Here is a 26013-nt window from a genome sequence, read left to right as displayed (position 1 = left end):
CGTCGTCCGCCGGAGATGTCGTTGTTGACGTTGTCGGCGGACATGATGACGGGATAGGGATGCTGTGATCCGCTCATGACGGCGCCTCCCCGAGTGGAGTCGTCAAAAGCGAGGTTCGATCTCTCTCGAGTTCTCTTCAGCTGAGGCCGAGATGGTGCTGAAGAATTCGTTTCGATACACGACCACTTGTCACAACCTATATGAAAATACAGCCCGAACGGTGCGGGAACTGTTTAGACACGTCGAGTACCTCGGGACATGGCCTCGAGGTGGTTCACGCTAGATCCAGTATCTCTCGTGGATTCTCGTAAACGACTCGACGGACGTCCTCACGATCGACGCCGAGACGGAGCAGGTCGAGCATCGTCCGCTTCATCACGAACGGGTCGTTGTCCATCGCGCCGATCAGGTCCGTGTCGACGACGATCCGGTCGCTACCGTGTGCGTCGATCGCCGCGGCAATATCGCGGGCATCAATCCCCCGAAGCCACGGTGCACTTACGCTGTACGCGAGGTAGCAACCCGTGTTTTCCAACACGAAGTCCCGGACGCTCCGGCCGGCGTGATCGATCACAAGCTGCTCCTCGGACAATCCCACTTCGTCGGCGAGTGCGAGGTCGATTTCAACGGCCTCCGATTTCGGGTCATCCGAAGATAACAGCGGGTCGGTGAAATTGCGGTTCCCCTCCTCGTAGCTCTGGACATGTCGCGGGTCAACATCGCCTTTGCTCGACCCCGGCGTGTGGACGAGCACCGGAAGCCCCGTGTCGCGTGCGACACGAAACTGCTCGCGGACGACTTCCTTTTGACCCTCTAGCGGCCAAGATACGGTGTGTTGTGTCGACTCGATTCCAGTTTCACCGATGGCGATCACTCTCTCATCCTTACAATACTCGGGGAGCACGGCGACGAGTTCGTCGGTGTTCTCGACCCGAGACCACGTGTGAATCCCGACGGCAACGTATTGATCGTAGAAGTGCCGGTGATCGAACGCGGCGGCCCGCCGAAGTGCGTCGTCCCACAGAAACCGGACATCATCGGAACTCACTGGCCGATACGGTGCCCAATAGTACCCCGCCGCTATCGCGACCGCCGCCTGCCCGCCGCTCAGATCGAATTTCTCGCGGTCATTCCACGTCAACGACTGTGTGTGCTGGTGAATGTCCACCCACGGGATGTCGACCGGATCCGGTGTTGCCCCCGCTTCCGGCGAGTCACCTATCGGCCGTTTCGACGGTCCACTCATCGGTGTTGCCACTCGGGACGTTCAAACTGTCTAGGCTTGTCTCGCTCGCTCTGTTGATATGTCGACGGAGGGTTGCGCCTGTTCTCATCGAGATGGTGTGTACGTGTCGGTGAGCTTCGGATCCCGCTCTGTGCTCCGTTCTCGATTTGGCCGACACATTTTGTCATGTGTTACCACAACTGACCTCGCCAACGGCTTAACAGTTTGCTGAAAGCAGCGTCTCGTGTTATGTGAATTTGGCTCTGTTGGAATCCCTGACCGGTGATCGTTTTTCGCTGTCTCGCTGAATACGGGACGCGTATTCGGCTCGAATCAAACCGTATCAAGAGCCGTCGGCTTCGCTCGACCGGTTTCGCCGCGCCCACGGTTGCAGAATCGCGTAGATGGCCTCGTTCATGGGGACGGCGACGTCGTGTTCGCGGCCCCGCCGGACGACCGCGCCGTGTAGGGCATCGAGCTCCATCGGCTTCCCGTGCGTCATGTCGTAGTGGAGAGACGAGTACGAGTCCGCGCCGAGATCCTCGGCGAACTCCATCCACCGGTCGACGGTCCCCTCCGGTAGATCGGCGCCGGTGGCCCGGCCCACCCGACACACCTCGTCGACGATCCGTCGGTACATCTCCCGTGATTCACGGTGGCTCCGTATCTCGCCGAGCGGGAGGCGTACCGCCGCGGTCATGCCGGCATGCGCGCAGATGAACGCGGTCTTCTCCCAGAGGTCGGTCCGTATCGCGTCGGACAGCTCGGCCTCCATTCCGTCGGCGCGGTCGCACCACTCCAGGAAGCGTTCGGCGCGGTCGCTGCGCGCGTCGTCCAGTTCGCCGTAAGTGAAGCTGGTCGGCCCCCCGGTGTGTTCGACGACGCCCGGTTCCGCGATCGTCGAGAAGATGTAGGCGACACCGCCCATGACGTGCTCGCGGCCGATCTCGGCGACGAGCGTCTCCTCGTTGTCCAGGCCGTTCTGCAGCGAGACGACGGCGGTGTCGTCGTCCAGGAGCGGACCGAGTTCCCGGGCCGCCGCCTCGGTGTCGAACGATTTGACCGTGAACAGCACGACGTCGCAGCGGCCAACGTCGGCCGGGTCGTCGGTCGCGGGCAGATTCACCGAGAAGTCGCCGTCGACGCTCTCGACGCGGAGACCGTCCCGCCGGAGCGCGTCGAGGTGGTCGCCTCGCGCGATGAGGTGGACGTCGGCGCCGGCCCGAGCGAGACGGCCGCCGAAGTACGCGCCGACGCCGCCCGCCCCGTACACCGCGACCTTCATCGGTCCTCACTCTCCGTCGGAATCGGACTTGGGTCTGACATCGTTCAGTACGGTTCGGACCGGTCGTGTTAACGCTTGTCTCGTCGCACCGACCGCGAAGTTGTCGCGGAATTCCCTCGCGACGCTACCCTCCATCGCGGCGAGCGGCGATCTTGACACGGCGCAGTTCGAGAGCCGGTACGATACGGTCGAAGAGCACCGAGTTGGCCAGCCGCAGATCGAATACAAAAACTGGGTCGGTAACCGACTCAGGGAACGCCACACGGTGACGGTCTCCGACACGGGAGACAACAACGTCACGTACACGAAAACGTGCGAGCCGACGCGCTCGGACGTCCTCTCCCGATTTTTGCCGTGAACGAATCGGAGAGAAACCCGCGTTCACGGGCGATTCCGGTTGGGGCGCGGAACGTTTTGCACTGGCGAGACGCCCACTCGGCCATGAATCCGACACGTCGACGCAGCGGGTGACCGCTCACAACGCTACTGCGAGCACGTTCCCGTCGTCGTACTCGAAGCTGATCTCTCCGTGTAACTTGCGCGTACACCAGTAGGCGATCCACAGCCCGATCCCCTGCCCGTGTTGGAGTGCGGTCTCCTCGCCCGCCCGCAGGGTCTCGACCTCGTGCTCGGGGATCCGGTCGTTGCCGTCTCGAATCTCGATGCGAACCTCGCTGCTCGACTCTGTCGCCTCCGTGACCGCGATGTCGACTGTCGGCTCCGCGGCGTCCGAGTGAACGATCGCGTTCTCGACGAGATTGTCGAGGAGCACCGACAGGATCTCCCTGTCGGTACGAATCTCGTGGTCCACCGGTTCGACCGTCGACGTGATCGTCGCATCGCCGTGCGCGGTCGAACGCGTCCGCACGATTTCGGCCACGACGTCTTTCACCGAGAGCGACTCCGGTTGCACGCCTCGTTGTTGCACGTCCTCGAACTCGCGGACCTTCTCGGCGATCGAGTTCAGTCGGTCGCTCGCAGCGGCGATCATGCCGGCCTGCGTCGCTTGGGTCGTCTCACCGACGGTCGTTTTCAGCAGCTCCGCGTACCCGCCGATAACCATCGTCTCGTTTCGGAGGTTATGCCTGAGAACGCGGTTGAGCACCTCGAGCTGTTGCCCGCGCTGCCGTTCCTCGGTCACGTCGTACAGCACGGCCATACTCCCGACCGATTCGCCGACCGGGTTCGTCAAGTCGGTAAACGACACGGCGAACGTCCCGCCGCCGTCGGTCCCGACCGTGATCTCGCCAGTCTCGCGAAGCTCTTCGGACGTGACGCCGAGGACCGACTCCAACGAAATCGGAAGCGACGTCGACGACGGGGTCAAAAAGAGCTCTTCCACCCGGTCGTTCACCCGGACGACCCGTCCGTTGGTATCGAGGACGAACACGGGGTCCGATAGCGAGTCCAACCCGGTCTGCTCCGCCATCCGCTGTGTCGCCGGGTTCGTCTCGAACATGTGGGTGCCCACGAACGCGTACGCGTCGAGCGCGACGTGAATGAGCATCAACGGCGCGGTGAGATGCAGCTGCGGGATCGGTCCGACGCCGAGCAGCCACAGCGACACGCCGACAGACGGCGGGACGGTACTCAGAATGACCGCCGTCGCTTCACGCCGGTACAACGGCCCGTAACTCAGTATCGCTCCGATGAGCAGCAGCGAGCCGACGCCCGCGGTCCCGATCGAGAACAAGAACGCGAACGCCCCCCACGGTTGAACCGTGTACGTGGCCGTGGCGAGGCCGAACACCGGGTCGAGCTGGAAATCGGTCCACACGAGCTCATGAATCGGATTCGTCACCGCGAGGGCGACCGACACGAGCGGGACGACGGCGACGATCCCGAACAGCGGGGTGCGGATGAGGTTCCCCCGTCCGGTGTAATCGAGACCGAACGCGAGGAAGAACGGGCCCATGAAACACACGCAGACGAACGCCACGACCGCGAGCGCGATCCGCACCGTCGGGTCGAAGACGAGCAACGCGACGCCGTACGCGAGACAGAACACGGCGACCGACGCCATATTCCCCATGAACCAGTTCGCACCCGACTTCCCGCGCTGCCGGTACAGGTACCGCAAGAGATACGCGGCCCCGCCGCTGGCCGCAACCGAAGCGCCCACAATCGCGAGTCCAACCACTCCCGGAGTCATCAGTCGATACGCGTAATTGGCGTATAAACGATTATAACATTGTGGATACCGCCCATCGAGTCCGCCGAGTGGAGAGAGGACCCCGCTGAATTCGGTGTCGTACTCCTCGACCCACGGTCTGTGACGGACTGTTCGAGCCGATCCGCGCGAACTGTCTTCTGGAAAGTCAACTCAATCCTTGACGCTCGCCGTGCCGCGCCTCGAGCCTACCTCGGCGAACTCGTTTTGAGAAAGAATTATTTTCCGGGTGACACACACGCAGCCATGCACCTTCTCTGCGTTGACGACGACGCGGACTTCTTAGATCTCGCCGCCACGTATTTAGGACGGAAGCTCCCCGCGGCCACGATACACACCGCGACACGGGTCGAAGACGCGCGCGAACTCATCGAGACGGAACCGATCGCGTGCGTCGTGAGCGATTACGAGATGCCGACGCGAAACGGGCTCGAACTCCTCCGCGAAGTCCGCGACGCGCACCCGGACTTACCGTTTATTCTGTTCACCGGGACGGGGTCGGAGGAGATCGCGAGCGAAGCCATCTCCGCCGGCGTCACCGATTACCTCCAGAAACGAGGGCCGGAACAGTACGACCGGCTCGCCGCCCGCATTCGACACGCGGTCGCCGAGCACCGAACGGAACACCAGCTACGGGAACGCGTCAAAGAGCTCACCGCGATTCAAACGATCAGCGGCCTCCTCACCGACGGCGACGACCGGTCGATACACCCGCTCACCCACGTCGTCACGTACCTCCCGCAGTCGTTACAGTTCCCGGACGAGGCCGTGGCGGCGCTCACCGTCGACGACACGGAGTTCACCTCGCCCGGGTACGACCCGCCGGTCGAACGGCTCACGGTCCACGACGTGACGACCGCCGGTACCGAACTCACGCTCACGGTCGGGTACACGGCGGAGGTCGAGACCGCGGCGGACGGCGACGCGTTTCTCCCCGAAGAGCGGGAACTGCTGTCCACCGTCGTACGGCTTATCGCGGCGTACCTCGACCGGCAACGCGTTCTCTCGGATCTCCGAGAAGCGGACCGTCGGCTCACCCTCATCCTCGAACACACGACCGCGGTGATGTATCTGAAAGATACGGACGGACGGTACGTGTTCGTGAACGCCGCGTACGAGCGGTTGTTCGACGTAGACACCGAGGATCTCGTCGGCCGGTTCGACGAGGACATCCACCCGTCGGACGCGGCCGAACGGGTCCGCGCGAACGACCGCCGCGTGCTCGAGACGGGCGAGCCGATCGAAGTCGAAGAACGGATCACGGTGGACGGCGAGGAGCGAACGTACCTCTCACTGAAAGTCCCCGCGGTGGACGACACCGGCGACGTGGACGGAGTGTTCGGCGTGTCCACGGAGATCTCTGAACACAAGAAACGAGAACACCAACTCGAAGCGCTCAACCGAGAGATCCCGCGGTTACTGTCCGCGGAGACGGTCGAAGCCGTCGCCGAACGCGGGGTCGCCGCCGCGCGCGAGATCTTGGACCTCCGGGCGAACGCGATTCACTTGTACGACTCGGAGACCGAGGAACTGGCGCCGATCGCGTACACCGATGAGGTCGTAGCGCTCGTCGGTGACCCGCCGTCGTTCCGTGCCGGAGAGGGTATCGCGTGGCGGGTCTTCGAGGACGGGACCGCGACGGCGATCGACGACGTCCACGCCGACCCGGACGTCTATAACCCGGAGTCGCCGATCCGGAGCGAGTTACACCTCCCGCTGGGCGAGTACGGCGTTCTGATCGCCGGGTCACCGTCCCCGTCGAACTTCGATACGCAGGACGTGACCGTCGCCGAGATCCTCGCCGCTCACGTCACCACCGCGCTCTCGCAGGTCACCACCGAACGGACGTTACGCGAGCGAGAGGAGGAGCTGGAAGCGAAAAACGAGCGACTGGAACAGTTCGCTAGCATGGTCTCACACGACTTGCGGAACCCGCTGACAGTCGCGTCCGGGAACCTCGACTTGTACCGTGAAACCGGCGACGAATCCCGCCTCGACACGGTCGACACGTCGCTCGATCGCATTCGAGACCTCGTCACGGACCTCACCGCGCTCGCCCGCCACGGCGACTCCGCGGAGCCCCACGAACGGCTCGACGTGTGCGACGTCGCCCGCGACGCGTGGAAGCTGATCGATACGCGGTCGGCGACCCTGTCAGCGGAGCCGTGCACGGTGACCGGCAACGCCGGGCAGCTCACGGCCCTGTTCGAGAACCTCTTCCGAAACAGCGTGGAACACGGTTCCACGAGCAGCCGGGCGGAACCCGGCGACGCCGTCGGGCACGGCGGCGACGGCGTGACCGTTCGCGTCGGTCCGCTCGACGGCGGCTTCTACGTCGAAGACACCGGTGACGGGATTCCTCCGGAGGAACGAGACGACGTGTTCGATCACGGATACACGACCGGGTACGGCGGCAGCGGCGTCGGACTCACCATCGTCTCACGCATCGCGCAGGCACACGACTGGGAGGTCACCCTCACGGACGGCGCGGAAGGCGGCGCCCGGTTCGAATTCCGGACACCGGAATCGGCTGACCCGTCCGATTCCTGAATAGCACCCGGTCGAGAGGACCGGCCGGCGGTCGTCGTCGGGCGCCATCTCGGGGCAACGGCTGGGGCGTACGTCCCGCCGGCGCGGCTCACTCGTTCCCGACCTTCGTCGTCACCCGGAACGTCTCCGGCGGGTCGAGGATCCCCGCGACCGTTCCCATCGAGTGGATCACGGTGATCAGCGGCGCCAGCGGGAGCGCAAGCGCCCAGTGTCGGTGAGTGTCGCCGTAGTACGCGACGCCGAGCAGGAACCAGCCGAGCGTACACAGCGCCAGCCCCATCGACGCGAGGAAGAACCACCCGCCGTACGCGATCGTCACGCTCAACAGCGACAGCGGAACGGCGATCAGCGTCACGATCGGCGAGAGCGCCCACGCGTAGTTCCGCACGCGAGTCAGCAGTTCGTACCGGAACGGGAGCATCGTCGAGGCCTGCACGTTGCCGGCCGCCCAGCGGCGACGCTGCTGTAGGATCTCGTACAGCGACGGCGGCGCCTCGTTCCGACACACCGCGTCGGACAGCGCGAACGTCACGTCGAGCTCCTGGAACGCCGCCCAGACGAACGCGGTGTCCTCGACGAGCGTCTCACGGTCCCACGTCGTCCGCTCCTCGACGTCGGTGCGCACGGCGATCCCGCCGCCCCACGCGAACAGCGGAATCGAGAGGCGAGCGAACGCGCGCTGTTCGAACTGCACGCCCATCCGGTAGACGTCGGCCAGATAGCTGAGGTTCGACCCCGTGCGGCGCGGCTTCTCCCGGAGCTGGACGATGTCCGCGTCCGGAAGCCCGTCGAGCGACTCGACGACGCTGTCCTCGTCGAGGTACAGTACGAACTCCCGCCGGCACTCCAGCGCCCGCCGCGCCCACTCCTGCGCGCGGCCCTTCCGCACCGCGCGGCACGTGAACTCCTCGGGGACGACGTGGACCGTCGCCCCGCTCACGTCGATCGGCGACTCCGCGATCACGTGAACGTCGTCGAGCCCGTCGGGCAGCGAGTCGACGGTCTCCTGGACGACCTCGGCGGCGTCGACGGTCATGATCCGCACCTGCATCTCGTCGAGGCCGTACTCGTTCGGCGGCGGCTCGTACCCCGCGCCGACGACCGTCGTGAGGACGAGCCAGACGAGCGCGGTCGCGCCGAACAGCAGCGTCACGCCCCACAGCGCGATCCCGAACAGCGACGCGACTCCGCCGTCCCCGACGGCGGTCGTCGCCGCCGCCTGAGCGGGCGCCGTCCCGGGCCCGGTGATCACGGTCGGTGCGACCACCGTCGCGACCCCGCCGACGACGAGCACCAGCGTCACCGCGACCAACGCGATACGTTCGGTGTTCATCGTACCTCCCCCTCGCTCCCCGACCCCTATGAACCGTCCAAACGCTGCACCCGGATTCACCCGCCTTCTGACCGGATTTACGCCCTTAATCTCGCGTAATCCGACTTAATCGCACGACCCCAGCGCCGTGGTGAGTGTTAGTGTGACTGTGTATACCAATCCACACGAACACCGCCGAACCGACCGGTCACCCCCGCAACCGTGTCGCGCGCGTCGGACTGAGATCCGTCCCCGGCTACGTCCCTCCGTCCCCGACTACGTCGCGCCTCGTTTTCACCGCCAGTCCGTCGCGTGGGGTCGGGGAAATCAGTTCGATCGCGCAGCGAACACGCTCGCGACGAGGTACGCGTAGCCGAGCGCACCGAGGAGCGTGAGCCGACGGCCGAAAGCGATCGGTTCGGCCGAGACGGCCGCCGTCGCGGGACCGAGGATGGCGGGCGCGACGACACCGAGAATTTCGATCCCGAGCCCGCACCCGAGCGTGGCGATCGTCACGCTCGCCATTCGATTCGACGACCCGGGAAACACGCCCAGCCGCGGCGGATAGAACTGAAACGAGGTGCCGACGATCATCAGGCCGAGAAAGCCGAGCAGATTGACCCGGAGGTGCGTCTCGATCAACGCCGCAGAGGCGCCGCCGAGCGCGAAGTGACCGCCGAAGAGGACGCCGATGACGCCGAACGCCGCGCTCGGAGGGAGGGCGTACAGTCCGATTCGGCGCGTGTCGGACCGGACCCACATGCCGGAGACGACGAGCGCGAAGCCGACCATCGCGATCGCCATCAGGGCGGCACCGATCGGGAGCCACCGCTCGTCGACGAACCCGACGGCGATGAGCCCGGGAGCCGTCGCGGCCGCGGGCAGGACGAGCGCGGCCGACCACCGAGCCGGACGCGCGCCGAGGAACCGCGGAAGCAGTCGAAATCCGAGCGTGACCACGAGCAACGTCGCGGCACCGGCGGCCAAGAGATGCGTTGCGGCGGCCCGCACGCCGATCAGCGGCGGGAGCGCTCCCGTCTGCCCGGCGACCGTCTCGTAGGTGCCGGCGAGGAGATACAGGAGCACGACCGGCACGAAGTGGTTCGCGAACCGGTCGACTCGGCGGCGGTCGGCGTTGTGATCTCCGGTCCCGGTCGCCCCGCGTCGGAGCGGTCCGCCGATCGTCACTGCGATCGACCCGACGAACACGGCGACGCCGATCGCCCACAGCACGCTGCCGAGAGCGGCGAGCTCGACGCGGAGGCCGCGACCGAGAAGCGGGTCGATCGCGAGACACGCCGCTCCGGCAACGGCGAACGGGAACTGGACCTGCGGCGCGCGCTCGGAGACGAGTTCAGCGTCGAAGTACGCCGGTACGAGCGCGTAAGCCTTGCCGAACACGACGTTGAACACGAACCCGAACAGGGCCAACGCCACCGCCGTGCGCCGTGGGAGGCCGGCGACGGTGGCCGCCTGCCAACAGCAGAATGCGATCGCCCCGACGAGAACGTATCGACGCGACCAACGAGAGATTGCAGCGGCCATGACTCACCCGTTCGGGGTCGGAGCGGCGACCATCCCCACGATGACAGGACGATCCGTCATCGTCTCTCCGTCGAAGTCCTCCCCTTCGACTGTACTTTCACGGGACACCGCCGTTCGCTTCCGATCGCTTACTAATAAACGTTCTGTCAGAACCGTTCGAACGGTCGACGCACGGCGATGGTCGAGTGAGGCGCGACCCTGACCACAGGACGCCGGCGGATCTCGCGACACGTCGATTGACCTGCTGTCGCGGGCCCGTCGGCAGCGGGGGCCACCACCGACGCGCCGACGACTTCCGCCGCGAGTCACCGGCTCGACCAGCGGACGAACGGCTCTCCGCTCCCGGCCTGCCGGATGTACTCCCGTTGCATCCCGGCGATGGCGGTGTCGAGATCCTCGCCGTCGTCGAGCCGCGCCCTCACTCGGTCTCGCTTCCACGTCGCCGGCGTCGTGCGGGTCGTCCAGCGGCGCTCGACGGGATCGAGGAGATCGTCGATGCGGGCGTCCGTCAGTCCCCGGTCGCGGAGTCCGGTGCGAGCCAGGGCGAACAGATCCGAATAGAGAACGCTCGGATCGTCGGTTCGGCCGCCGTCGCGGGTCACCCACGCGAGGGGTGCGTCGAACCCCTCCCGGCTCGCCGCGTAAAGCGACTCTCGGGCGGCCCGCCACGAAAGATCGAGCAGGGGGTGATCGGTGATGACGACGCCGTGGAGCAGGCCGGCGACGAGCGCCTGGAACCCGACGACGTCGGCCACGCTCGGTTGGGCGGCGAGCGGTCGGTACTCGATCCGGGGCCCGTCGGGGCCGAACACGGGGCGGACCCATCGCCAGCAGGTACTCTGCTTGTGGAGCAACTCCCAGTAGTCGGCTTCGAACCCCCTGCGGGGCTCTTCCGTACGCCACTCGCGGAGGTACGGTGCACACAGTCGGTCGTCGACGATGCGATCGACTGCGTCCGCCGGGGAGTCGATGTCGCGGGGGAACCGAACCTTGCCCCGGTCGCGGACGTTCATCGACTCGAACACGGGGAGTCGGAGCTCGACCCCGGCGGACAACACCGTCTCCCTGTCGGCGTCGGTGTACAGCTCGGGCGGGAGAAACGGGGCGTTCGCCGCCAGCGCCACCACCGGGCCGACGGTGCGCAGCGCCGCGTTGAAGTACGGTGCGAACTCGTCGACCGGCGACTGGAGGTGGATCTGTAGCGAGGCGGCTAACGATTCGACGAGGATCGTTCGAAACGTCCGACGGCAGCCGGGGAGCGCTAGCTCGACCGACCCCTGGGTGGTGATGTCCGCCTCCAGCGCGTAGTACCGGTCTTCCGGCGAGAGGTTCGCTGACACTTCGAACCCCCCCTTCGTTTCGGTCGCGGAGAGATACGTCAACGGTCCCTCCGGGGGGCCGACTGTCCAGATCCCGTCGGTGACGAACCGCCGGTCGCGGGCCGCGAACGCCTCTCGGACAGCGGTTACGCGCTCGGTGAGACAGTCCGCCTGTCGCGCGACTCCCTCGGGATCGAACGCCGTCGCCGGCGTGTTCAACTCGGCGTTGTGCCGCCCCAGCTCGCGTTCACAGACCGACGGCATCGCCGTTTCGGGAGCGGCCGCGAGCCGGCCGTCGCCGTCGACGGTGTAGCCTTCGAGCTCGAGCCCGAGTCGAAATCCGCCGTCGAATTCACCGGCCTTGAGACGCTCTCGGAGCGCCGCCGCCTGTCGTTTGACTCGCCGTCGGAATGTCCGCCGCGTCGCCGCGCTCCGACTCCGTCGGACGATCGCAGCGCAGTCCATACCTCGTGTTCGGCGCCCAACATTATGATACTTGGTACCAATAGTCAATGTCGGCCCGGATCACCTCACGGGCGCGACGGCCACAACACCTGGCAGTAAGGTATACCATACGGTTATGTGAGTCGGTGACGTACCTCGCTGCGGAGTACTGAACACCAAATGAGAGACACTCGTCCGGTCGTCTGTGCGCGGTGCGGTGGCCCGAGCGGAGTCGACGACGTCGTCGTGAAGCATTCCTCGTCCGATCCGCTGGTCGTCTCCGAATGTGCGGGCTGTGGCGCGATCGTCGGTGTTGGTGCCCATCGGTAGCCCGTCGCCCGCGCGTTCCCCGACCTGTCGCTCCCCCGTCCGATCGGACGAGCTCGAACGGTCGACGACGCGTGAAAGCGACTGGCCGAAGCCGTTTTCGCCAGTGAGTAGCCCGTTACCAACTACCGGCCGGCTCGGGGTTTAAAACGAGGTCTCGTCAGACTCGGTGGCGGCGCTCCCGCGGTCGTCGTATCCCTTCCGCCCGACCGCGTCCTCCGGGAGCAGCGAGGTGACGAACTCCTCCAGTTCGGCCTCGGACCGGAAGGCGTCGGGCTCGTCGTCGACCACGCCGAGGATCTCCGCGAGCGGCATCGTTTCGCCGTTCGCGAACTCGACGACGGCCTCGTCGCACTCCTCGACGACGGTGTCGAACGCGACGGGGTACTGGCGGTCGCAGACGTCGGTCATCGCCGTCTCTCTGTCCATGCTCATTTTTCGTGATGAATACTGAAAAGGCTGGTGCCGGGCGCGCTCGCCGGCGATCGTGGCGGCGGTCGGGGAACCAGTACCGCTCGGCGGTCCGACGAGAGCGACGCGATAGGTGAGCGCCTCCGCGCGGTCGGAGGGTATACGTGACCGCGCGCCGCAGGACGCTCCATGTCTCCCGCGTTGCGGTGTTACCGATGTGAGGAACGATATCAGGACTCGCTCCGCGTCCGGTGCGACTGCGGAGAGCCGCTCTGGTTCGAGACCGACGCGGCGGCGTTCGACTGGGCGGACTGCCGGGAGTACGACGGCGCGTGGCGCTACGAGCCGCTCTTGCCGATCGACCGGCCCGACGGCGTCGCTCGGGCCGCGGGCGGCACCCCGCTGGTCAGGAGCGAGGGGCTCGACGCCGCCGCGGGCTGTCGCGTGTACGTCAAAGACGAGGGCGAACACCCGACCGGCGCGTACAAGGACCGGGGCAGCGCCGTGGCCGTCCCGCACGCGATCGCCGCGGAGGACGGCGCCGTCGGCACCGTCTCGTACGGCAACATGGCGATGAGCACCGCCGCCCACGCCGCGAGCCTCGCCCGCGAGTGCGTCGTCCTCGTCCCCGACGACATCTCCCCTGTCCGACTGGAACTCATCGGCCAGTACGAGCCGACGATCGTGCGGGTCGACGGCGACTACGGAGCCCTCTACGGCGACGCGCTCGCGCTGTCCGAGGAGCTCCCAGTCCGGTTCCTCGTCAGCGACGCCCCGGCCCGGATAAGCGGGTACGCGACCGCGCTGTTCGAGATCTGCGAGGCGTTCGCGCCCGACGCCCCCGACGCGATCGTGGTGCCGACGAGCTCCGGGGGGTTCGCCTCGGGGCTCTGGCGCGGGATCCGCGACCTCGACGCCGCCGGACTCCTCGACGAGCCCCCTCGCCTGTACCCCGTCCAGACCGCCGCGGCCGACCCGATAACGCGGGCGTTCGAGTCGGGCGCGACCGACCCGACGCCCCTCGCGCCCGACGAAACCGGCGAGACGATCGCGCACTCGATCGGGAACCCGGACCCGCCGAGCGGGGGTCGCACGCTCGCGGCGGTCCGCGACACCGGCGGCGCCGTCGTCTCGGTCACGGACGACGAGATTCGGGCCGCACAGTGCCGGTTCGCCGTCGAAGGCGGGTTCTGCGTCGAGCCGGCGTCGGCGGCGTCGCTCGCAGGCGCGACCCGGCTGTCCGAGCGCGGCGAGATCGCCGCCGACGACGACGTCGTCCTCGTCCCGACCGGGACGGGATTCAAAGAGCTCGGGACCGGCGACGCGTCGGTGGCGTCCGAGCGGACGGACCGGTCGGCGCTTCCGGAACGGCTCGCCTCGCTGCTCGGTGTTCGCTGATCCCGCCGGTAGAGAATCTCCGAGTCGGCTTTTCCCGTCGCGGTACGAACGCCGACTGATGAGACTCACGCCCGGATCGGAGACGGGATCGATTCGGCCGCACGCGTTCCTGTACCCGCTTGGGGTCTGGGCGGTGATGGCGGTCGTCGCCGTCGTCAACGGCGTCTTTCGAGAACTCGTTCTAATCCCCAGAATCGGCGACTACCCCGGGCACGTGGCGAGCACCGCGCTCCTCGTCGCCGCGATACTCCTCGTCTCGTTCGCCTACTTCTCGCGGACCCCGACCGAGTACGGACGGATCGAACTGATCGGTGTCGGCGTCCTGTGGACGATGCTCACCGTCGGGTTCGAGTTCGTCGTCGGGTGGGCCGAGGGCACGCCGGTTTCGGTCACGCTCGGCCAGTACGACGTGCTCGCGGGGCAGGTCTGGATCGCCGTCCCGCTCGCGCTGCTCGTTTCTCCGCTGCTGTTCGGCCGGTATCTGGATTCTTCCGCCTCGGAGCCCCGGTAATCGGGCGGACGGGGGAGGCGAGCCGTCACTCGGTCCGGATCCACCCGAGCGTGTCGCCGATCTCGAACTCGTCGTCCTCGCCCACGACGATCTCGTCGAGAGTCCCCGCCACGGGCGCGGGAATGTCGACGCTCACTTTCTCGACCTGTATCTCACACAGCGTGTCGCCGGCCTCGACCGCCCGGCCTTCGCGGGCGAACCAGTCGACGAGGATCCCCTCGGTCTCGTCGACGTCGGCCTCCCAGTCGCCGGTCGCGCGGACCGCGACCCGCATCCCGGAGCCGCCGTCGGCCGCCAGTCGTCGTCCGCTCATTCTGCGGACAGGACCGCTCGAACGCGCTCCTCGATGTCGTCGGCGTCCGGGATCACCTCGTTCTCCATCGGGCGGGCGTACGGGATCGGCACGTCGGGAACGGCCACCCGCTCGACGGCGTCGAGCGCGTCGAGGTCGCGGTCGGCGACCCGCGCGATGATCTCTCCGGTGACGCCGAACGACCGGTAATCCTCGTCGACGACGACGAGCCGCCCGGTCTTCCGGACCGACTCGAGGACCGTCTCGGTGTCGAGCGGGACCAGGCTCCGGAGGTCGACGACCTCCGCGTCGATCCCCTCCGCCGCGAGCGACTCCGCCGCGTCGAGCGCGCGGTGGACGTGGAGCCCGAGCGTGACCACGGTAACGTCGTCGCCCTCGCGCTTGACGTCGGCCGACCCGAACGGGATGGTGTAGTCCGTCTCCGGGACCGGCGTCTTCGGGCCGTCCGGCGCGGGCATCCAGCCGATCCCCATCAGCCGTTTGTGGAACAGGTACATCACCGGGTCGTCGTCGCGGATCGCGTTGTGCATCAGCCCCTTCGCGTCGTAGGCGGTCGACGGCACGACGAGCTTCAGTCCCGGAACGTGCGCGAACGTCCCGTAGAGGGTCTGCGAGTGCTGGGCGGCGTCGTTGTACGTCCCGCCGACGGCGGCCGTGAGGACGAGCGGCACGTTCACGTTGCCGCCGCTCATGTAGGTGTTCTTCGCGAGCTGGTTGTAGATCTGGTCCATCGCGACGCCGAAGAAGTCCGCGAACATCAGCTCCGCGATCGGACGCATCCCCTCCTGCGCGGCGCCGACCGCCGCCCCGAGGTACGCGGTCTCGCTTATCGGCACGTCCATGATCCGGTCGCGACCGAACTCGTCGAGTAACCCCTGGGTGCTGTCGAAGATGCCGCCGTAGTCGGCGACGTCCTCGCCCATGTAGAACACCTCCTCGTTCTCGCGCATCTCGTGGGCGATCGACTCGACCATCGCGCGGCTCATCGTCAGCTCGCGGTCGACGACGCCCTCCGACTCACTCATCGCCGTTCACCTCCGCGAGCTCGAACTCCGGTTCGTCCGTCGTCACGCCCGAGGGCGGGTTCACGAACACGTCGTCGTGGGCATCTTCGGGGGCGGGCTGCGGCTGCTCTTTCGCCCACGCGATCGCCTCCTCGACCCGCGCCTCCGCGTCCTCCCGGATCCCCGCGAGCCCGTCATCGTCGACGCCGTGGTCCCGAAGCTCCGATTCGAGCCTGTCGATCGAGTCGCGGGCGAGCGCGGCCTCCTCGTCCTCGTCGGACCGATACGCCTGCGGATCGCCCATGAAGTGGCCCATCCGGCGGTGGACCTGCACCTCCAGGAGCGTCGGTCCGTTCCGATCCCGCGCACGCCCGACCGCCTCGCCGGCCGCCTCGTAGACGGCGAGGGCGTCGTCACGGTCGACGCGAACGCCGGGCATGTCGAACCCGGCCGCCCGATCGGACCCGTCCTCCACGTCGGTGACGCGCTCTTTGGGCATGCTGATCGCCCAGTCGTTGTCCTCGACGACGAACACGACCGGCAGGTCGTGGACGCTCGCGAAGTTCAGCGACTCGAGGAACGCCCCCTGGTCGATCGCCCCCTCGCCGAGGAACGCGACCGCGACGGCGTCCTCGTTCCGCTTTTTGGCCGCCAACGCCGCCCCGGCCGCCGGCGGACACCCCTCGGCGATGATCCCGCTACACGCGAAGTTCACGTCGGGGTCGAACAGGTGCATGTGCCCGCCTTTGCCCTTCCCGAGGCCCGTCTTCCGCCCGAAGATCTCGGCGGTCATCCGCTTCAGGTCGACGCCCTTCGCGATGGCGACGTGATGGGGCCGATGCGGCGCCGTTACGGTGTCGTCCGGTCGAAGGTGGTGACAGACGCCCGCGGCGGCCGCCTCCTGACCCGCCGCGAGGTGGAGCTCCCCGGGAATCGGCCCCGCGGAGATGTCGAACGCCGGCTGTTTCCCCTCCAGGTACTCCTCCTGGAGGCGTTCCTCGTAGTACCGCGCCGTTACCATGTCGGCGTACAGCTCGCGCATCTTGCCTACTGATACCATGCCACAGTAATGTACACGGTTAATAATATTAGATACTTCTGGTGGCATCCGAACGACATATCCGGAGCACACTCGCCATCGGCGGGTCACCTTCCGGTCGCGTTGCCGCTGTTCCCGATCGGAGTCTCCGGCGCCTACCCGAGATCGGCGACGATCCACGGCTTCTCGTCGGGGTCGTACTCGTCTATCGCCCCGCTGTGGCTCCGCGTCTCCGGAGCGAGCACGCCGACGTGTTTCAGCTGCTGGACGAAGTTGAAGAGGACGTTGTTGCGGATCACGTCCCGCCAGACCGACGGGTCGCGATAGAGGCGCGCGGTCTTCCCTCGCTCGATCAGCTCTCGGGCGCGAGCGGCGCCCCGCGTCGTGCAGAACGCGCTCAGGAAGACGTTCGGGTACTCGCGGACCAGCCGCTCGACGAGGTCGAGGAACTGCACGCGCGGCCCCTCCTTGCGGAGCGCGTCGAGCAGCAGGCCGAACTCCGGGTGCCGGGAAAACGAGTTCCGGAGGAGCACCGCGAGCGGCGGGTGGACCTCGGCGACCGTCTTCCCGGTCACGTCCCGCTTCGTCAGGCGGAGGTCGTCGAGGTCCTCGACCCCGTACCCGCGGAGCACCGTCGCGGCCAGCTCGCCCTGGGAGGTCAGCGCGTGCGGCGAGCCGAGCGCGAGGAGTCCGAGCGTCCGCGCGCTCGCGACGGTCTCGTCCCCGGCGCCGAACCCGTACTCGTCGGCGATGACGTCGACGAGCTCGTCGCGCGCGAGCGGCCCGTACCGGTCGAGGGCGACGACCGGCGCGAGGTAGTTCAGCGGCTGCGCGAGGCTCAGCGTCGTGACGTCGCCGCCGAACGCGTTTCCGCGGAGCCGGATGGACAGCTGCCCCTCGACGTCGGCGACCTCCTCGGCCGACTCCGCGCTCGGCGGGTCGCTCCACGAGGTCGCCCCGTCGCCGTCGACGCCGATGACGCCGACCCCCTTCGACCGGAGCAGGTTCGCGTGGGGCGCGACGGCCTCACCGTCGCCCGCGAGGTACGAGACGTGCGCGCCCTGCTGGTACGTCATCGCCTGCCCGATGCCGCGGAGGAGGTTCGTCGACCCCTTCACCTCGATCGCGAACACGCGGTCCGCGTCGGTGAAGCCGAGCACGTCCGGGTACCGCCTCCGAATCGAGATCTCGTGGCGGCGACACCGGTCGAGCACGTCCGCGTACGTCTCGCTGTGGGCCTCCGGCACGTGCACCAGCGGCTCGTAGTTCCGCTCGTCGAGCGCGGTCACCACGCGGTCGAACACCGCCGCCTCGTCCATACGGTGCCGTCTGACCCGCGGACAATAAACGGTTCTCTCGCCTGCCCGCCGCGGCCATCGAACTCGCCGACGCGGTGTCGACGCCGCCGCGGATTGACGTGTCTATACGGTAGGCCAGCCGAACGGACCGAATCGGACCGGGCGACGACGCTCGACGATACGTCTAACTACCAAACAAAAATACATACTATATTTCTTATATTTATACGTTCCCGGATAGTCGCACTCGATCTCGACGGATGACGGTATCGGCGTTTTTGTCGGCTGAGAGGTGCCGAGTGCCGGAGAATGAGCGACAACCGTCGACCCCACCGCGAACCGGCTGATCGATGGATATCCGTTCGTCGAGGAAACGGCGTTAGTGCCTATTTCAAGGTTCGTATTCGCCGAAGAATCGCAAACTGCGTGAGCGTTTCGGGAACGACCGACTCTGAACGATCCGATCTCGTAAATAAATAGTATGTTTGTTAGGTTAACAGAATAGTATAAACACTTGTGTATCTGCGCCCACCGGTTCCGACGCGACCGCCACCGTCGACGGACCGCACCGTCACCGAAACGCTCGTCGTGCGATCACCGGTTTCGACGGTAGTCGAGATAGCGGTCGTCTTCCATCACCTGCGACCGGCCGCCGTCGACGAGGACGCTCTCGCCGGTGACGAAGCTCGCGTCGTCGCTCGCGAGGAACGCCGCGACCCCGGCCACGTCGGCGGGTTTCCCGAGTCGACCGACCGGATGAATGTCCTCCGTGTTCCCGTAGTCGTCGCCCAGCTCCTCCCGGGTCCGGTCGATTTCGATCCAGCCGGGGTTGATCGTGTTCACCGTGATCCCGTCCGGGCCGAGCTCCAGCGCCAGGGCGCGGGTCATCCCGTTGATCCCGGCCTTGACCGCGTTGTAGGGGAAGAGACCGGGCATCGTGAGGTACGCTTGGTTCGAGGCGGTGTTGAGTATCGTCCCGCCGGCGGGCATGTGGTCGGCCGCGTGCTTCGCGCACAGCCAGAACGACCGGAAGTCGGTCTCGACGACGAACTCCCAGTCCTCCACCGTCGCCTCCCGAGCGGTCGTCTCCGTCTGGACGCCCGCGTTGTTCACCAGCACGTCGATCCGTCCGTACTCCGCGGCGGCGTGGTCGACGAGCGCCTCGATCTCAGCGGGCTCGCGCATGTCGGCCCTGACGAACGTCGCTTCGCCGCCCGCCGCCTCGATCCCGTCGACGGCGGCGAGGCCGTCGCGAACGAGGCGTACGCGACGATCACCGAGAACGCGCGCCGGACGGTCGACGCGGTCGCGGCGGCCAGGAAGCGGTAGGCCGCCAGCCGGCCGAATCAGTCCCCGTCCGCCGCGGCGTCGTCGGTCGCGCAGCCGCAGCCGCCCCGGCGGATGAGTTCGCTGACCGGCGCGTCCGCCCCGCAGTGCGGACAGACGGCCCGCACGTCCACGAGGACGTCGTAGTCGTCCCGATCGAGCTCGCCGGCGTTCGCGAGCGACGAGATCGCCGACTCGCTGACCGCCGAGAGCCGCCCCTGCAGCTTCTCGATCGTCTGGATCTTCCGGTCGACGCGCCCCTCCTCGTCGCTGGGGAGGCTCGCCCCGCGGTCCTCGGTGAGGTACGTGTGGATCGCCTGGTGCGTGACGAAGTCGGCAGTCAGTTCGTCGACGTCCACGCCCTCGCGTTCGAGTCGCCGTCGCGCCCGCGTCGCCTCCGGGCCGGTCCCGTTCCGCAGCGCCTCGTACGTGCTCGAGACCTCGACGTCGAGCGACGAGCTGGCGGACTCGCGGACCGCCGCCGCCACCACCGCCTCGTTGAACTCGTCGGCGAGGTCCCGCAGGCTCGTGCGCTCGCCCGTCTCGCCCGTCCACTCGGCCTCGAGCGTCGATCCCATCTCGTCGAGATCGTACGCCTCGATCACTCGCCCGACTTTCGTGTTCGGTCCGTCCTCGCCGGTCATATCGGTGGTTCGAGGGGTAGCGTTACAAGGGTATCGGTGCGACGACGCGGTTCCGACCCGAACGGCGCCGGTCCGGACTCAGTCGATCCGCTCGACGTACGCGTACTCGTCGGGGAGCGCGGCGGCGTCCTCCGGGAGCAGGGCGGCCACGAGGTAATCCGCGTGGTCGCGGAAGTAGTCGACCACGCGCGCGATGCGGTCCGAGTCGATCGCCTCCAGCGAGTCCAGGATGATGAACGGCACCGTCTCGTGAACGTCGTGAACGAGGTACCCCGCCAGCGCGAACACGAGTCCGGTCACCTCGCGCTCGCTCTCCGAGAGGTGGTCGACGGTGTCCTCGTAGGCGGCGCCGTCGGGCGACGAGCGGACGATGTGGAGGTCGAACCGCGTCTGCGTGACCTTCCGCCGCCCCTCGCGCACGTCGGTCTCGCGGCGCTCGATCCAGATCCGGTCGAGGTTCTCGTACCCGAGGATGTCGAGGACCGTCGCCATGTGCTCGTTGAACTCCTCGACGGCGCTCTCCTCCAGCCGGTCGACCCGCGTTCGCAGCTCCGTCAGCCGGTCCGCGATCGCCTCCCGCTCGGCCTCGAGCTCCTCGCGGCGTTCGATCGCCTCCTCCCGCTCGTCGATCTCCGCTTCGATCTCCGCGATCTCGTCTTCGAGCCGCCCGATCCGGAGCTCGATCTCGTTGGCCTCGCGGTGGCGCTCCAGCGCCTCGTCGTGACCGTCCACGTCGATCGACTCGGCCTCCGCCTCAAGCTCCTCGATCTCCGACCGCTTCGCCTCGATCCGGTCCTCGAGATCCGCGATCCGAGACTCGGTCCCCTCGATCTCCGACCGGACCGCGTCGAGCCGCTCCTCGGCGCGCTCGACCTCGCGCTGCGCCTCGCGCAGCTCTGACTGCCGGTCGGTAAGCTCCTGGATCTCCTCGCGGAGATCGCCTCGCTCGTCGAGCCGCTCCGACCGGAGGTCTCGGAGGCGGTCGAGCGTCGCCTCGATCTGTTCGGTCTCGACCACGGAGCCGCAGGTCCAACACGTCGTCCGGTCCTCGCCGGTCAGCGCGTCGGTCGGGCTGTCGCCGCCCCGGGACGCGCCGGCGGCGGCGACCGCCTTGTCGCCGCTCCCCTCGACGTCGATGGCGGGAGCCGAGCCCTCGAGCATGTCCTCGTTGAAGTTGATGACGCTGCCGAGCTCGTTGATCGCGTCGTCGAGCGCGCGCTGGCGACGGCGCAGCTCGCCGATGCGACCGGCGAGCTGATCGGGGCTCTCGTCGGGCTCCTGTGCCGACTCCACCGTCTCCTGGAGCTCGTCGCGCTCCGCCTTCAGCTCCGTCAGCGTCGACCGTTCGGTCTCGAGGTCGAACTCGAGGTCGTCCAGCTCCGAGCGGGCGTCGCGAACGCGCTGGAACGCCTCTTCGAGCTCCCGCTTGCGGGTGCGGCTCTCCTCGACGCCGGCGTCGAGGTCGTCCAGCTCATCCCGGACCGATTCGAGCTCCGCCTCGGCCTCCTCGAGCTCCGACCGCTTCTCGCGGAGCTCGGCCTCCAGCTCGGGGAGGTCCTGTTCGAGCCCGTCGAGCCGGTCGATCTCGTCTTCCAGCTCGGACCGCTCGCGCTTGCACTCCCGGATCTCGGCGTCGATCGAGTCGGTGTCGATCGGCCGCATGATGATCTCTTGAAGGTCGTCGCCGCGGGCGACGGCCCGGCGCGCCTCGTTGTTCTCCAGCAGGAACGCGAACAGGTCCGCGAGCTCCGGGTCGTCGAGGTACGGGTCGCCGCCGAACGCGACCGAGTCCCCGCGTCTCTTCAGCGTCCGGGTGTACGTCTCGTCGCCCAGTTCGAGGGTCACTTCGCCCTCGTCGGCGTCGCCCTTCAGCGAGCTCCGACGGCTCCCGAGTCCGGCCATCAGCGCCTGCAGGAACGAGGTCCGGTTCGTCGCGTTTCGCCCGGCCAACACCGAGACCCCCTCGGGGAGGGTCACGGACGCCTCGTCGATGCCGCCCACATTTCGGACGTCGACGCGCACGGCCGATTGAGAGGTCTGATCCATCGATTATCTAGTTGAACTCTCTCATATCCTTAAATCTATCTCTCAGCCGCCGCGCTCTCCGGTTTCGTGCGGGGTCGGCGCGACGAACCGGCCGTCGTCGAACTCGATCGGGCTCGGCTCCGCGACGACCCGCAGGTCGTCGCGCTCGCGGGCCTCGTCGACGAGCGCGGGAGAGGCGTACAGCCGGTCGAGCCGCATCGTGTCCGTCGCACGGAGCACGCGGACCGTGTCCGGATCGACGACGCCGACGGTCGACAGCGACGCGACGAGCCCCGCGCGGTCCGTCTCGACGACGGGCGGGAGCCGAACCCCGCGCGTCGTGCTCGCGGTGATCGCGTTGATGAGCGTGGTCGAGCTGTCCAGCTCGGCGGCGAGATCTCGATGGACGAAGTCCGCGGAGCCCATCCCCATGGCGTTGCCGTGGGTCGTCTCCGTCAGCCCCCGCACGAAGATTCGCTTGACGTCCGGCAGCTCCGGCTCCGGCTCGTTGATCGCGAACGGGCGCCGGCCGATCACGTTCGTGTCCATCCCCTGCCCGCTGACGTCTTTCCCCTGCCGATCGAGGACCAACACGTCGACGTCGTCGAAGGGGACCGTCGGCAGGCGGTCGTACGCGTCCTCCAGCAGCTCCGCCTCGCGGTCGAGGAAGCCGGACGGAGGGACGCCCTCGATCACGGCGGTGTCGTCGAACTGGTCCTCGACGATCGCGACGCCGCCCGCGACCGGGAGTTCGGCCAGCAGCTTCTCCGCGATCTCCGGGATCATGTTCCGGAAGCTCCAGTCGACCGCCCACTCGTGGGCGGTCTTCGCCCCGCGCTGTTTCCCCATGCCGATGACGAGCATCTTCGAGAGCCCGCTCTCGACGGGGCCGTCGTAGTCGGTGTGGGGTTTCACCCGGTTGACCGGAACGATCGCGTCGGCGGCGGCGGCGTTGGCGTCCGCGTACACGGGAACGCCTCGATCGGGGGTCTCGCCGACCCGCACGACCTCCATGCTCGACCGGATCTCGCAGCCGATCGCCTCCGGGGTCACGCCGAGCGATTCGAGCATCTCCCGCTGGCCCTCCGCGGTCGCCCCGCCGTGGCTCCCCATCGCCGGGAACACGAAGGGGTCGTAGCCGGCGTCCTCGATCGCGCCGACGACGCCGCTCACGATCGACGGGAGGTTCGCGATCCCGCGACTGCCGGCGCCGACGGCGACTTCGCCGCCCTCGGGAACCCCGTCGAACTCCAGCGACGCCACCGCCTCGGCGGCCGCGGCCTCGACGCGGTCGCTCGGGATCGGGTCGGTCTCCCATGCGCGCTCGATGAGCCCCAACTCCGGGAGCGGCCGGTCGCCGCACGCGTCGAGCACGGTCGCCTCGGGCACGACGAGATCGTCGAGTGAGTCCATGTGATCGACTCCCGCTCGACCGACATAAACGTGGGGGCCGCGACGCGATCCGTCCCGGAATCGCCCCCGCGAGCGGTATCGCCGCGACGTCGAACGCGTGCGGCGGACGGAATCTCCGTTACAAACGTACGGCTGTAATGAAACACGACGAGATCGAATCTAGATCCGAATAATCCGGATCTGTTATACCCGACGACGACGGGTCTTTCTCGGCTTGATTACCGATAACGACGCGCTGGCCCGCCGAGAGGCGTTCTACATGCTTAGACGATGACTCAAGACGCCGACGGTTCTCGGCGACACCGACGGCCTCGTACGGCCAAATATTCTTTATTATCCGAGTACACGGGAAGTTAAGTAGTTAGGAGCGGACTGTGACGTATGGAAAAAGAACTCAAATCGGTCGCTAAAACGACTGAAACGTCGTTACGGGTGATGGATGCGCTGCGCGAAAACGACGGGATGACGATCGCCGAGTTATCCGAGTATCTCGGATTGGCCCCGAGCACGGTCCACCGCCACCTCGCGACGCTGAAGAAACACGGGTACGTCGTCCGCGACGGCGACGTGTACGCGCTCGGCCTCCAGTTCCTCACGGTCGGCGGGCAGATCCAGCGCCGCGTGACGGCCTACCCCATGATCAAGGAGAAGGTCGACGCCCTCGCCGACGAGACGGGCGAACGGGCGCAGTTCATCGTCGAGGAGAACGGCGAGCGGGTGTACCTCTACACCGAAGTCGGACAGAGCGCCGTTCAGACGGGCGCCCACGTCGGAAAGCGCGGCGCGATCCACACGAGCGCGGCGGGGAAGGCGATCCTCGCGGCGTACGACCGCGACCGGGTCGAGGCGATAGTCGACGCGCACGGACTCGACGCCGGCCACGACGCCATCACGACCCGCGAGGACCTGTTCGCGGAGCTGGACGGGATCCGTGAGCGCGGCTACGCGTTCAACCGACAGGAGACGACGGCGGGCGTCCACGCGATCGGTGCGGCCGTGGTCGCCGGCGGCGAGGTGGTCGGCGCGCTGAGCGTCTCCGGGCCCGCCAACCGGATCACCGGCGACCGCTTCACCGAGGCGCTCCCCGAACGGATCCTCGGCGCGGTCAACGAGCTGGAGCTCCACATCGAACACTCGGTGTGAGGATCGCCGGCCCCCGAGAGTTTATAATGTCTCTCGGCGCTCGTCGAACCAATGAACGCGAACGATCGGTCGCTCGTGCGATTCACCTCTCTCGCCCACGGGATGTTTCACACGTACGAACTCTCGATACCGCTCTTCGTCGGGCTCTGGATGGCCGAATTCGACGTCTCGGCGGCCGTCATCGGCACCGTCATCGGCGCCGGCTACGCGTTCATCGGCCTCGGCGCGCCGGTGAGCGGGATCCTCTCGGACCGGTTCAGCTCGCGGCGACTGATCTTGATCTCCATCGCGGGAATGGGGATCGGGTTCGGGATCGTGGCGCTCTCGCGCGGCGTGGTCTCGCTCGGCGCCGCCGTGCTCCTGTGGGGCTGTTTCGCGAGCGTCTACCACCCCGCGGGGCTCTCGCTCATCAGCCGCACCGCGGACGCCCGCGGCTCGGTGTTCGCGTATCACGGCGTGGGCGGCAACGTCGGGACGGCGTTCGGCCCGCTCCTCACGGCGCTGTTGCTCATGGTCGCCGACTGGCGGCTCGCGGCCGGCGCGCTGTCGGCCGTGGCCCTGCTCGTCGGGCTGGCCGGGACGCGGATCGAGTTCGAGCTCGGCGAGGCCGAGGACGCGGGCGAGACGGGGTCGATCGCCGACGAGCTCCGACAGACCGCTCGTGACTCCCGCACCCTGTTCGCGACCGCGTTCGCGGTCGCGCTCGTCGCGGTGCTGTTGTACGGCACGTACTACCGCGGCCTGTTGACGTTCCTTCCCGACGTCCTCGCCGAGTCCCCGGCGCTCCAGTCCTTCGAGCTGCTCGATCAGACCGTCCAGCCGGCCCAGTACGTGTACACCGCCCTCCTGACCGTCGGCATCGGCGGCCAGTACGTGGGCGGGCGGCTGACCGACCGCGTCTCCAGCACGACCGCCTTCTTCGGCTTCTTCGCTGTCTTGGCCGGCCTCGCGGCGGCGTTCCCGTTCGTCCGGGAGCTCGGCACCGTCGCGCTCGTCGGCGCCTGTCTCCTGCTCGGCTTCTTCGTGTACGGCACGGCCCCGATATACCAGGTCGTCGTTGCCGAGAACGCCGACGAAGCGGTGCAGGGGCTCTCGTACGGCTTCACGTACCTCGCGATGTTCGGCGTCGGCGCCCTCGGCGCGTCGCTCGCGGGGTTCGTGCTCACGCACGCGACGAGCGCCGTGCTGTTCTTCCTCCTCGCCGGGATCGCCGGGCTCGGCGGCGCCGCGGTGTTGCTGTTGATGCGGCTGTAGCCGTTCCCCTCACCGCCCGCGGTCTCCCAACCTTTATGCCGTCGTCGTCGGAGTGGT

General features: G+C 67.4%; 20 protein-coding genes and 1 pseudogene. 6 read left to right on the top strand and 15 right to left on the bottom strand.

Translation table 11 applies throughout. The features are described 5' to 3' along the window. Positions 1-274 precede the first annotated feature (274 nt). From FGM06_RS02835 to FGM06_RS02825, 3 genes are all read right to left on the bottom strand, one after another. Positions 275-1246: a TatD family hydrolase gene (locus FGM06_RS02835; protein WP_144797342.1), complete on the bottom strand. Its 972-nt coding sequence runs from the start codon at positions 1244-1246 to the stop codon at positions 275-277. 322 nt (positions 1247-1568) lie between these two features. Beyond that, positions 1569-2510, bottom strand: a complete 942-nt coding sequence (locus tag FGM06_RS02830; protein ID WP_144797340.1) for a 2-dehydropantoate 2-reductase — start codon at positions 2508-2510, stop codon at positions 1569-1571. A 475-nt stretch (positions 2511-2985) separates the two neighbouring features. Then, positions 2986-4662, bottom strand: coding sequence for a sensor histidine kinase (locus FGM06_RS02825; RefSeq protein ID WP_144797338.1), 1677 nt, complete (start codon positions 4660-4662; stop codon positions 2986-2988). Positions 4663-4926: 264 nt separating this feature from the next. On the opposite strand from FGM06_RS02825, the gene FGM06_RS02820 reads away from it, so the two are divergent. Further along, positions 4927-7230 (top strand): PAS domain-containing protein, encoded by a 2304-nt coding sequence (locus FGM06_RS02820; protein ID WP_144797336.1) that lies wholly within the window; start codon positions 4927-4929, stop codon positions 7228-7230. A gap of 88 nt (positions 7231-7318) precedes the next feature. On the opposite strand, the gene FGM06_RS02815 is transcribed toward FGM06_RS02820, so the two are convergent. The 4 genes from FGM06_RS02815 to FGM06_RS02800 form a co-directional block, all read right to left on the bottom strand. Then, complete coding sequence (locus tag FGM06_RS02815; RefSeq protein ID WP_144797334.1) at positions 7319-8563, bottom strand: glycosyltransferase family 2 protein; 1245 nt, start codon at positions 8561-8563, stop codon at positions 7319-7321. A 306-nt stretch (positions 8564-8869) separates the two neighbouring features. Further along, positions 8870-10087, bottom strand: a complete 1218-nt coding sequence (locus tag FGM06_RS02810) for a hypothetical protein (RefSeq protein ID WP_144797332.1) — start codon at positions 10085-10087, stop codon at positions 8870-8872. 305 nt (positions 10088-10392) lie between these two features. Next, positions 10393-11871 (bottom strand): hypothetical protein, encoded by a 1479-nt coding sequence (locus FGM06_RS02805; protein WP_144797330.1) that lies wholly within the window; start codon positions 11869-11871, stop codon positions 10393-10395. Between the two features lie 450 nt (positions 11872-12321). Then, positions 12322-12606: a DUF5789 family protein gene (locus FGM06_RS02800; protein WP_144797328.1), complete on the bottom strand. Its 285-nt coding sequence runs from the start codon at positions 12604-12606 to the stop codon at positions 12322-12324. Positions 12607-12777: 171 nt separating this feature from the next. Here FGM06_RS02800 and FGM06_RS02795 point away from each other — a divergent pair, with 171 nt between their 5' ends. Next, complete coding sequence (locus tag FGM06_RS02795; protein WP_144797326.1) at positions 12778-13986, top strand: threonine synthase; 1209 nt, start codon at positions 12778-12780, stop codon at positions 13984-13986. A 58-nt stretch (positions 13987-14044) separates the two neighbouring features. Further along, positions 14045-14497: a hypothetical protein gene (locus FGM06_RS02790; RefSeq protein WP_144797324.1), complete on the top strand. Its 453-nt coding sequence runs from the start codon at positions 14045-14047 to the stop codon at positions 14495-14497. A 25-nt stretch (positions 14498-14522) separates the two neighbouring features. On the opposite strand, the gene FGM06_RS02785 is transcribed toward FGM06_RS02790, so the two are convergent. The 5 genes and pseudogenes from FGM06_RS02785 to FGM06_RS02765 all read right to left on the bottom strand — a co-directional run. Beyond that, positions 14523-14810, bottom strand: coding sequence for a lipoyl domain-containing protein (locus FGM06_RS02785; protein ID WP_144797322.1), 288 nt, complete (start codon positions 14808-14810; stop codon positions 14523-14525). After that, on the bottom strand, positions 14807-15835 hold the full coding sequence (locus FGM06_RS02780; RefSeq protein ID WP_144797320.1) for an alpha-ketoacid dehydrogenase subunit beta: 1029 nt from the start codon (positions 15833-15835) through the stop codon (positions 14807-14809). Before FGM06_RS02780 ends, FGM06_RS02785 begins: the two co-directional genes overlap by 4 nt. Then, positions 15828-16874, bottom strand: a complete 1047-nt coding sequence (locus tag FGM06_RS02775) for a thiamine pyrophosphate-dependent dehydrogenase E1 component subunit alpha (protein ID WP_186310952.1) — start codon at positions 16872-16874, stop codon at positions 15828-15830. Before FGM06_RS02775 ends, FGM06_RS02780 begins: the two co-directional genes overlap by 8 nt. Positions 16875-17008: 134 nt before the next feature. After that, the gene (locus FGM06_RS02770) at positions 17009-18172 is read right to left on the bottom strand and encodes a hypothetical protein (RefSeq protein ID WP_144797318.1); all 1164 of its coding nucleotides are present in this window, start codon (positions 18170-18172) and stop codon (positions 17009-17011) included. Positions 18173-18745: 573 nt separating this feature from the next. Continuing rightward, positions 18746-19387: pseudogene (locus FGM06_RS02765) on the bottom strand (SDR family NAD(P)-dependent oxidoreductase); the annotation flags it as partial. Between FGM06_RS02765 and FGM06_RS16235 the strand changes: the two are divergent. Continuing rightward, positions 19298-19480: a hypothetical protein gene (locus FGM06_RS16235; RefSeq protein ID WP_241662548.1), complete on the top strand. Its 183-nt coding sequence runs from the start codon at positions 19298-19300 to the stop codon at positions 19478-19480. The pseudogene FGM06_RS02765 and the gene FGM06_RS16235 sit on opposite strands and share 90 nt — an antisense overlap. A 17-nt stretch (positions 19481-19497) precedes the next feature. Here the strand turns inward: FGM06_RS16235 and rdfA are convergent, their stop codons facing one another. The 3 genes from rdfA to FGM06_RS02750 form a co-directional block, all read right to left on the bottom strand. Beyond that, the gene (gene rdfA, locus FGM06_RS02760) at positions 19498-20121 is read right to left on the bottom strand and encodes a rod-determining factor RdfA (RefSeq protein ID WP_144797316.1); all 624 of its coding nucleotides are present in this window, start codon (positions 20119-20121) and stop codon (positions 19498-19500) included. A 78-nt stretch (positions 20122-20199) separates the two neighbouring features. Next, a complete protein-coding gene (locus tag FGM06_RS02755; RefSeq protein ID WP_144797314.1) occupies positions 20200-22167 on the bottom strand; it encodes an archaea-specific SMC-related protein in 1968 nt (655 codons plus the stop codon). A 42-nt stretch (positions 22168-22209) separates the two neighbouring features. Then, the gene (locus tag FGM06_RS02750; RefSeq protein WP_144797312.1) at positions 22210-23559 is read right to left on the bottom strand and encodes a DUF362 domain-containing protein; all 1350 of its coding nucleotides are present in this window, start codon (positions 23557-23559) and stop codon (positions 22210-22212) included. Between the two features lie 381 nt (positions 23560-23940). On the opposite strand from FGM06_RS02750, the gene FGM06_RS02745 reads away from it, so the two are divergent. Both FGM06_RS02745 and FGM06_RS02740 read left to right on the top strand, forming a co-directional pair. After that, entirely contained in the window at positions 23941-24702 is a 762-nt protein-coding gene (locus FGM06_RS02745) for an IclR family transcriptional regulator (protein ID WP_144797310.1), read from the top strand. A 51-nt stretch (positions 24703-24753) separates the two neighbouring features. After that, complete coding sequence (locus FGM06_RS02740) at positions 24754-25956, top strand: MFS transporter (protein WP_144797307.1); 1203 nt, start codon at positions 24754-24756, stop codon at positions 25954-25956. The last annotated feature ends 57 nt before the right edge of the window (positions 25957-26013 follow it).

The sequence above is a fragment of the Halorubrum depositum genome (genome assembly GCF_007671725.1).
Taxonomy (GTDB): Archaea; Halobacteriota; Halobacteria; order Halobacteriales; family Haloferacaceae; genus Halorubrum; species Halorubrum depositum.
The sequence above is the reverse complement of the archived record's forward strand: the minus strand, read 5'-3'. Positions and strand labels throughout refer to the sequence as shown.

Coding starts and splice junctions, on each gene's coding strand:
- FGM06_RS02835 (WP_144797342.1), bottom strand. CDS start 1,246: ATGAGTGGACCGTCGAAACGGCCGATAGGTGACTCGCCGGAAGCGGGG.
- FGM06_RS02830 (WP_144797340.1), bottom strand. CDS start 2,510: ATGAAGGTCGCGGTGTACGGGGCGGGCGGCGTCGGCGCGTACTTCGGC.
- FGM06_RS02825 (WP_144797338.1), bottom strand. CDS start 4,662: ATGACTCCGGGAGTGGTTGGACTCGCGATTGTGGGCGCTTCGGTTGCG.
- FGM06_RS02820 (WP_144797336.1), top strand. CDS start 4,927: ATGCACCTTCTCTGCGTTGACGACGACGCGGACTTCTTAGATCTCGCC.
- FGM06_RS02815 (WP_144797334.1), bottom strand. CDS start 8,563: ATGAACACCGAACGTATCGCGTTGGTCGCGGTGACGCTGGTGCTCGTC.
- FGM06_RS02810 (WP_144797332.1), bottom strand. CDS start 10,087: ATGGCCGCTGCAATCTCTCGTTGGTCGCGTCGATACGTTCTCGTCGGG.
- FGM06_RS02805 (WP_144797330.1), bottom strand. CDS start 11,871: ATGGACTGCGCTGCGATCGTCCGACGGAGTCGGAGCGCGGCGACGCGG.
- FGM06_RS02800 (WP_144797328.1), bottom strand. CDS start 12,606: ATGGACAGAGAGACGGCGATGACCGACGTCTGCGACCGCCAGTACCCC.
- FGM06_RS02795 (WP_144797326.1), top strand. CDS start 12,778: ATGTCTCCCGCGTTGCGGTGTTACCGATGTGAGGAACGATATCAGGAC.
- FGM06_RS02790 (WP_144797324.1), top strand. CDS start 14,045: ATGAGACTCACGCCCGGATCGGAGACGGGATCGATTCGGCCGCACGCG.
- FGM06_RS02785 (WP_144797322.1), bottom strand. CDS start 14,810: ATGAGCGGACGACGACTGGCGGCCGACGGCGGCTCCGGGATGCGGGTC.
- FGM06_RS02780 (WP_144797320.1), bottom strand. CDS start 15,835: ATGAGTGAGTCGGAGGGCGTCGTCGACCGCGAGCTGACGATGAGCCGC.
- FGM06_RS02775 (WP_186310952.1), bottom strand. CDS start 16,874: ATGGTATCAGTAGGCAAGATGCGCGAGCTGTACGCCGACATGGTAACG.
- FGM06_RS02770 (WP_144797318.1), bottom strand. CDS start 18,172: ATGGACGAGGCGGCGGTGTTCGACCGCGTGGTGACCGCGCTCGACGAG.
- rdfA (WP_144797316.1), bottom strand. CDS start 20,121: ATGACCGGCGAGGACGGACCGAACACGAAAGTCGGGCGAGTGATCGAG.
- FGM06_RS02755 (WP_144797314.1), bottom strand. CDS start 22,167: ATGGATCAGACCTCTCAATCGGCCGTGCGCGTCGACGTCCGAAATGTG.
- FGM06_RS02750 (WP_144797312.1), bottom strand. CDS start 23,559: ATGGACTCACTCGACGATCTCGTCGTGCCCGAGGCGACCGTGCTCGAC.
- FGM06_RS02745 (WP_144797310.1), top strand. CDS start 23,941: ATGGAAAAAGAACTCAAATCGGTCGCTAAAACGACTGAAACGTCGTTA.
- FGM06_RS02740 (WP_144797307.1), top strand. CDS start 24,754: ATGAACGCGAACGATCGGTCGCTCGTGCGATTCACCTCTCTCGCCCAC.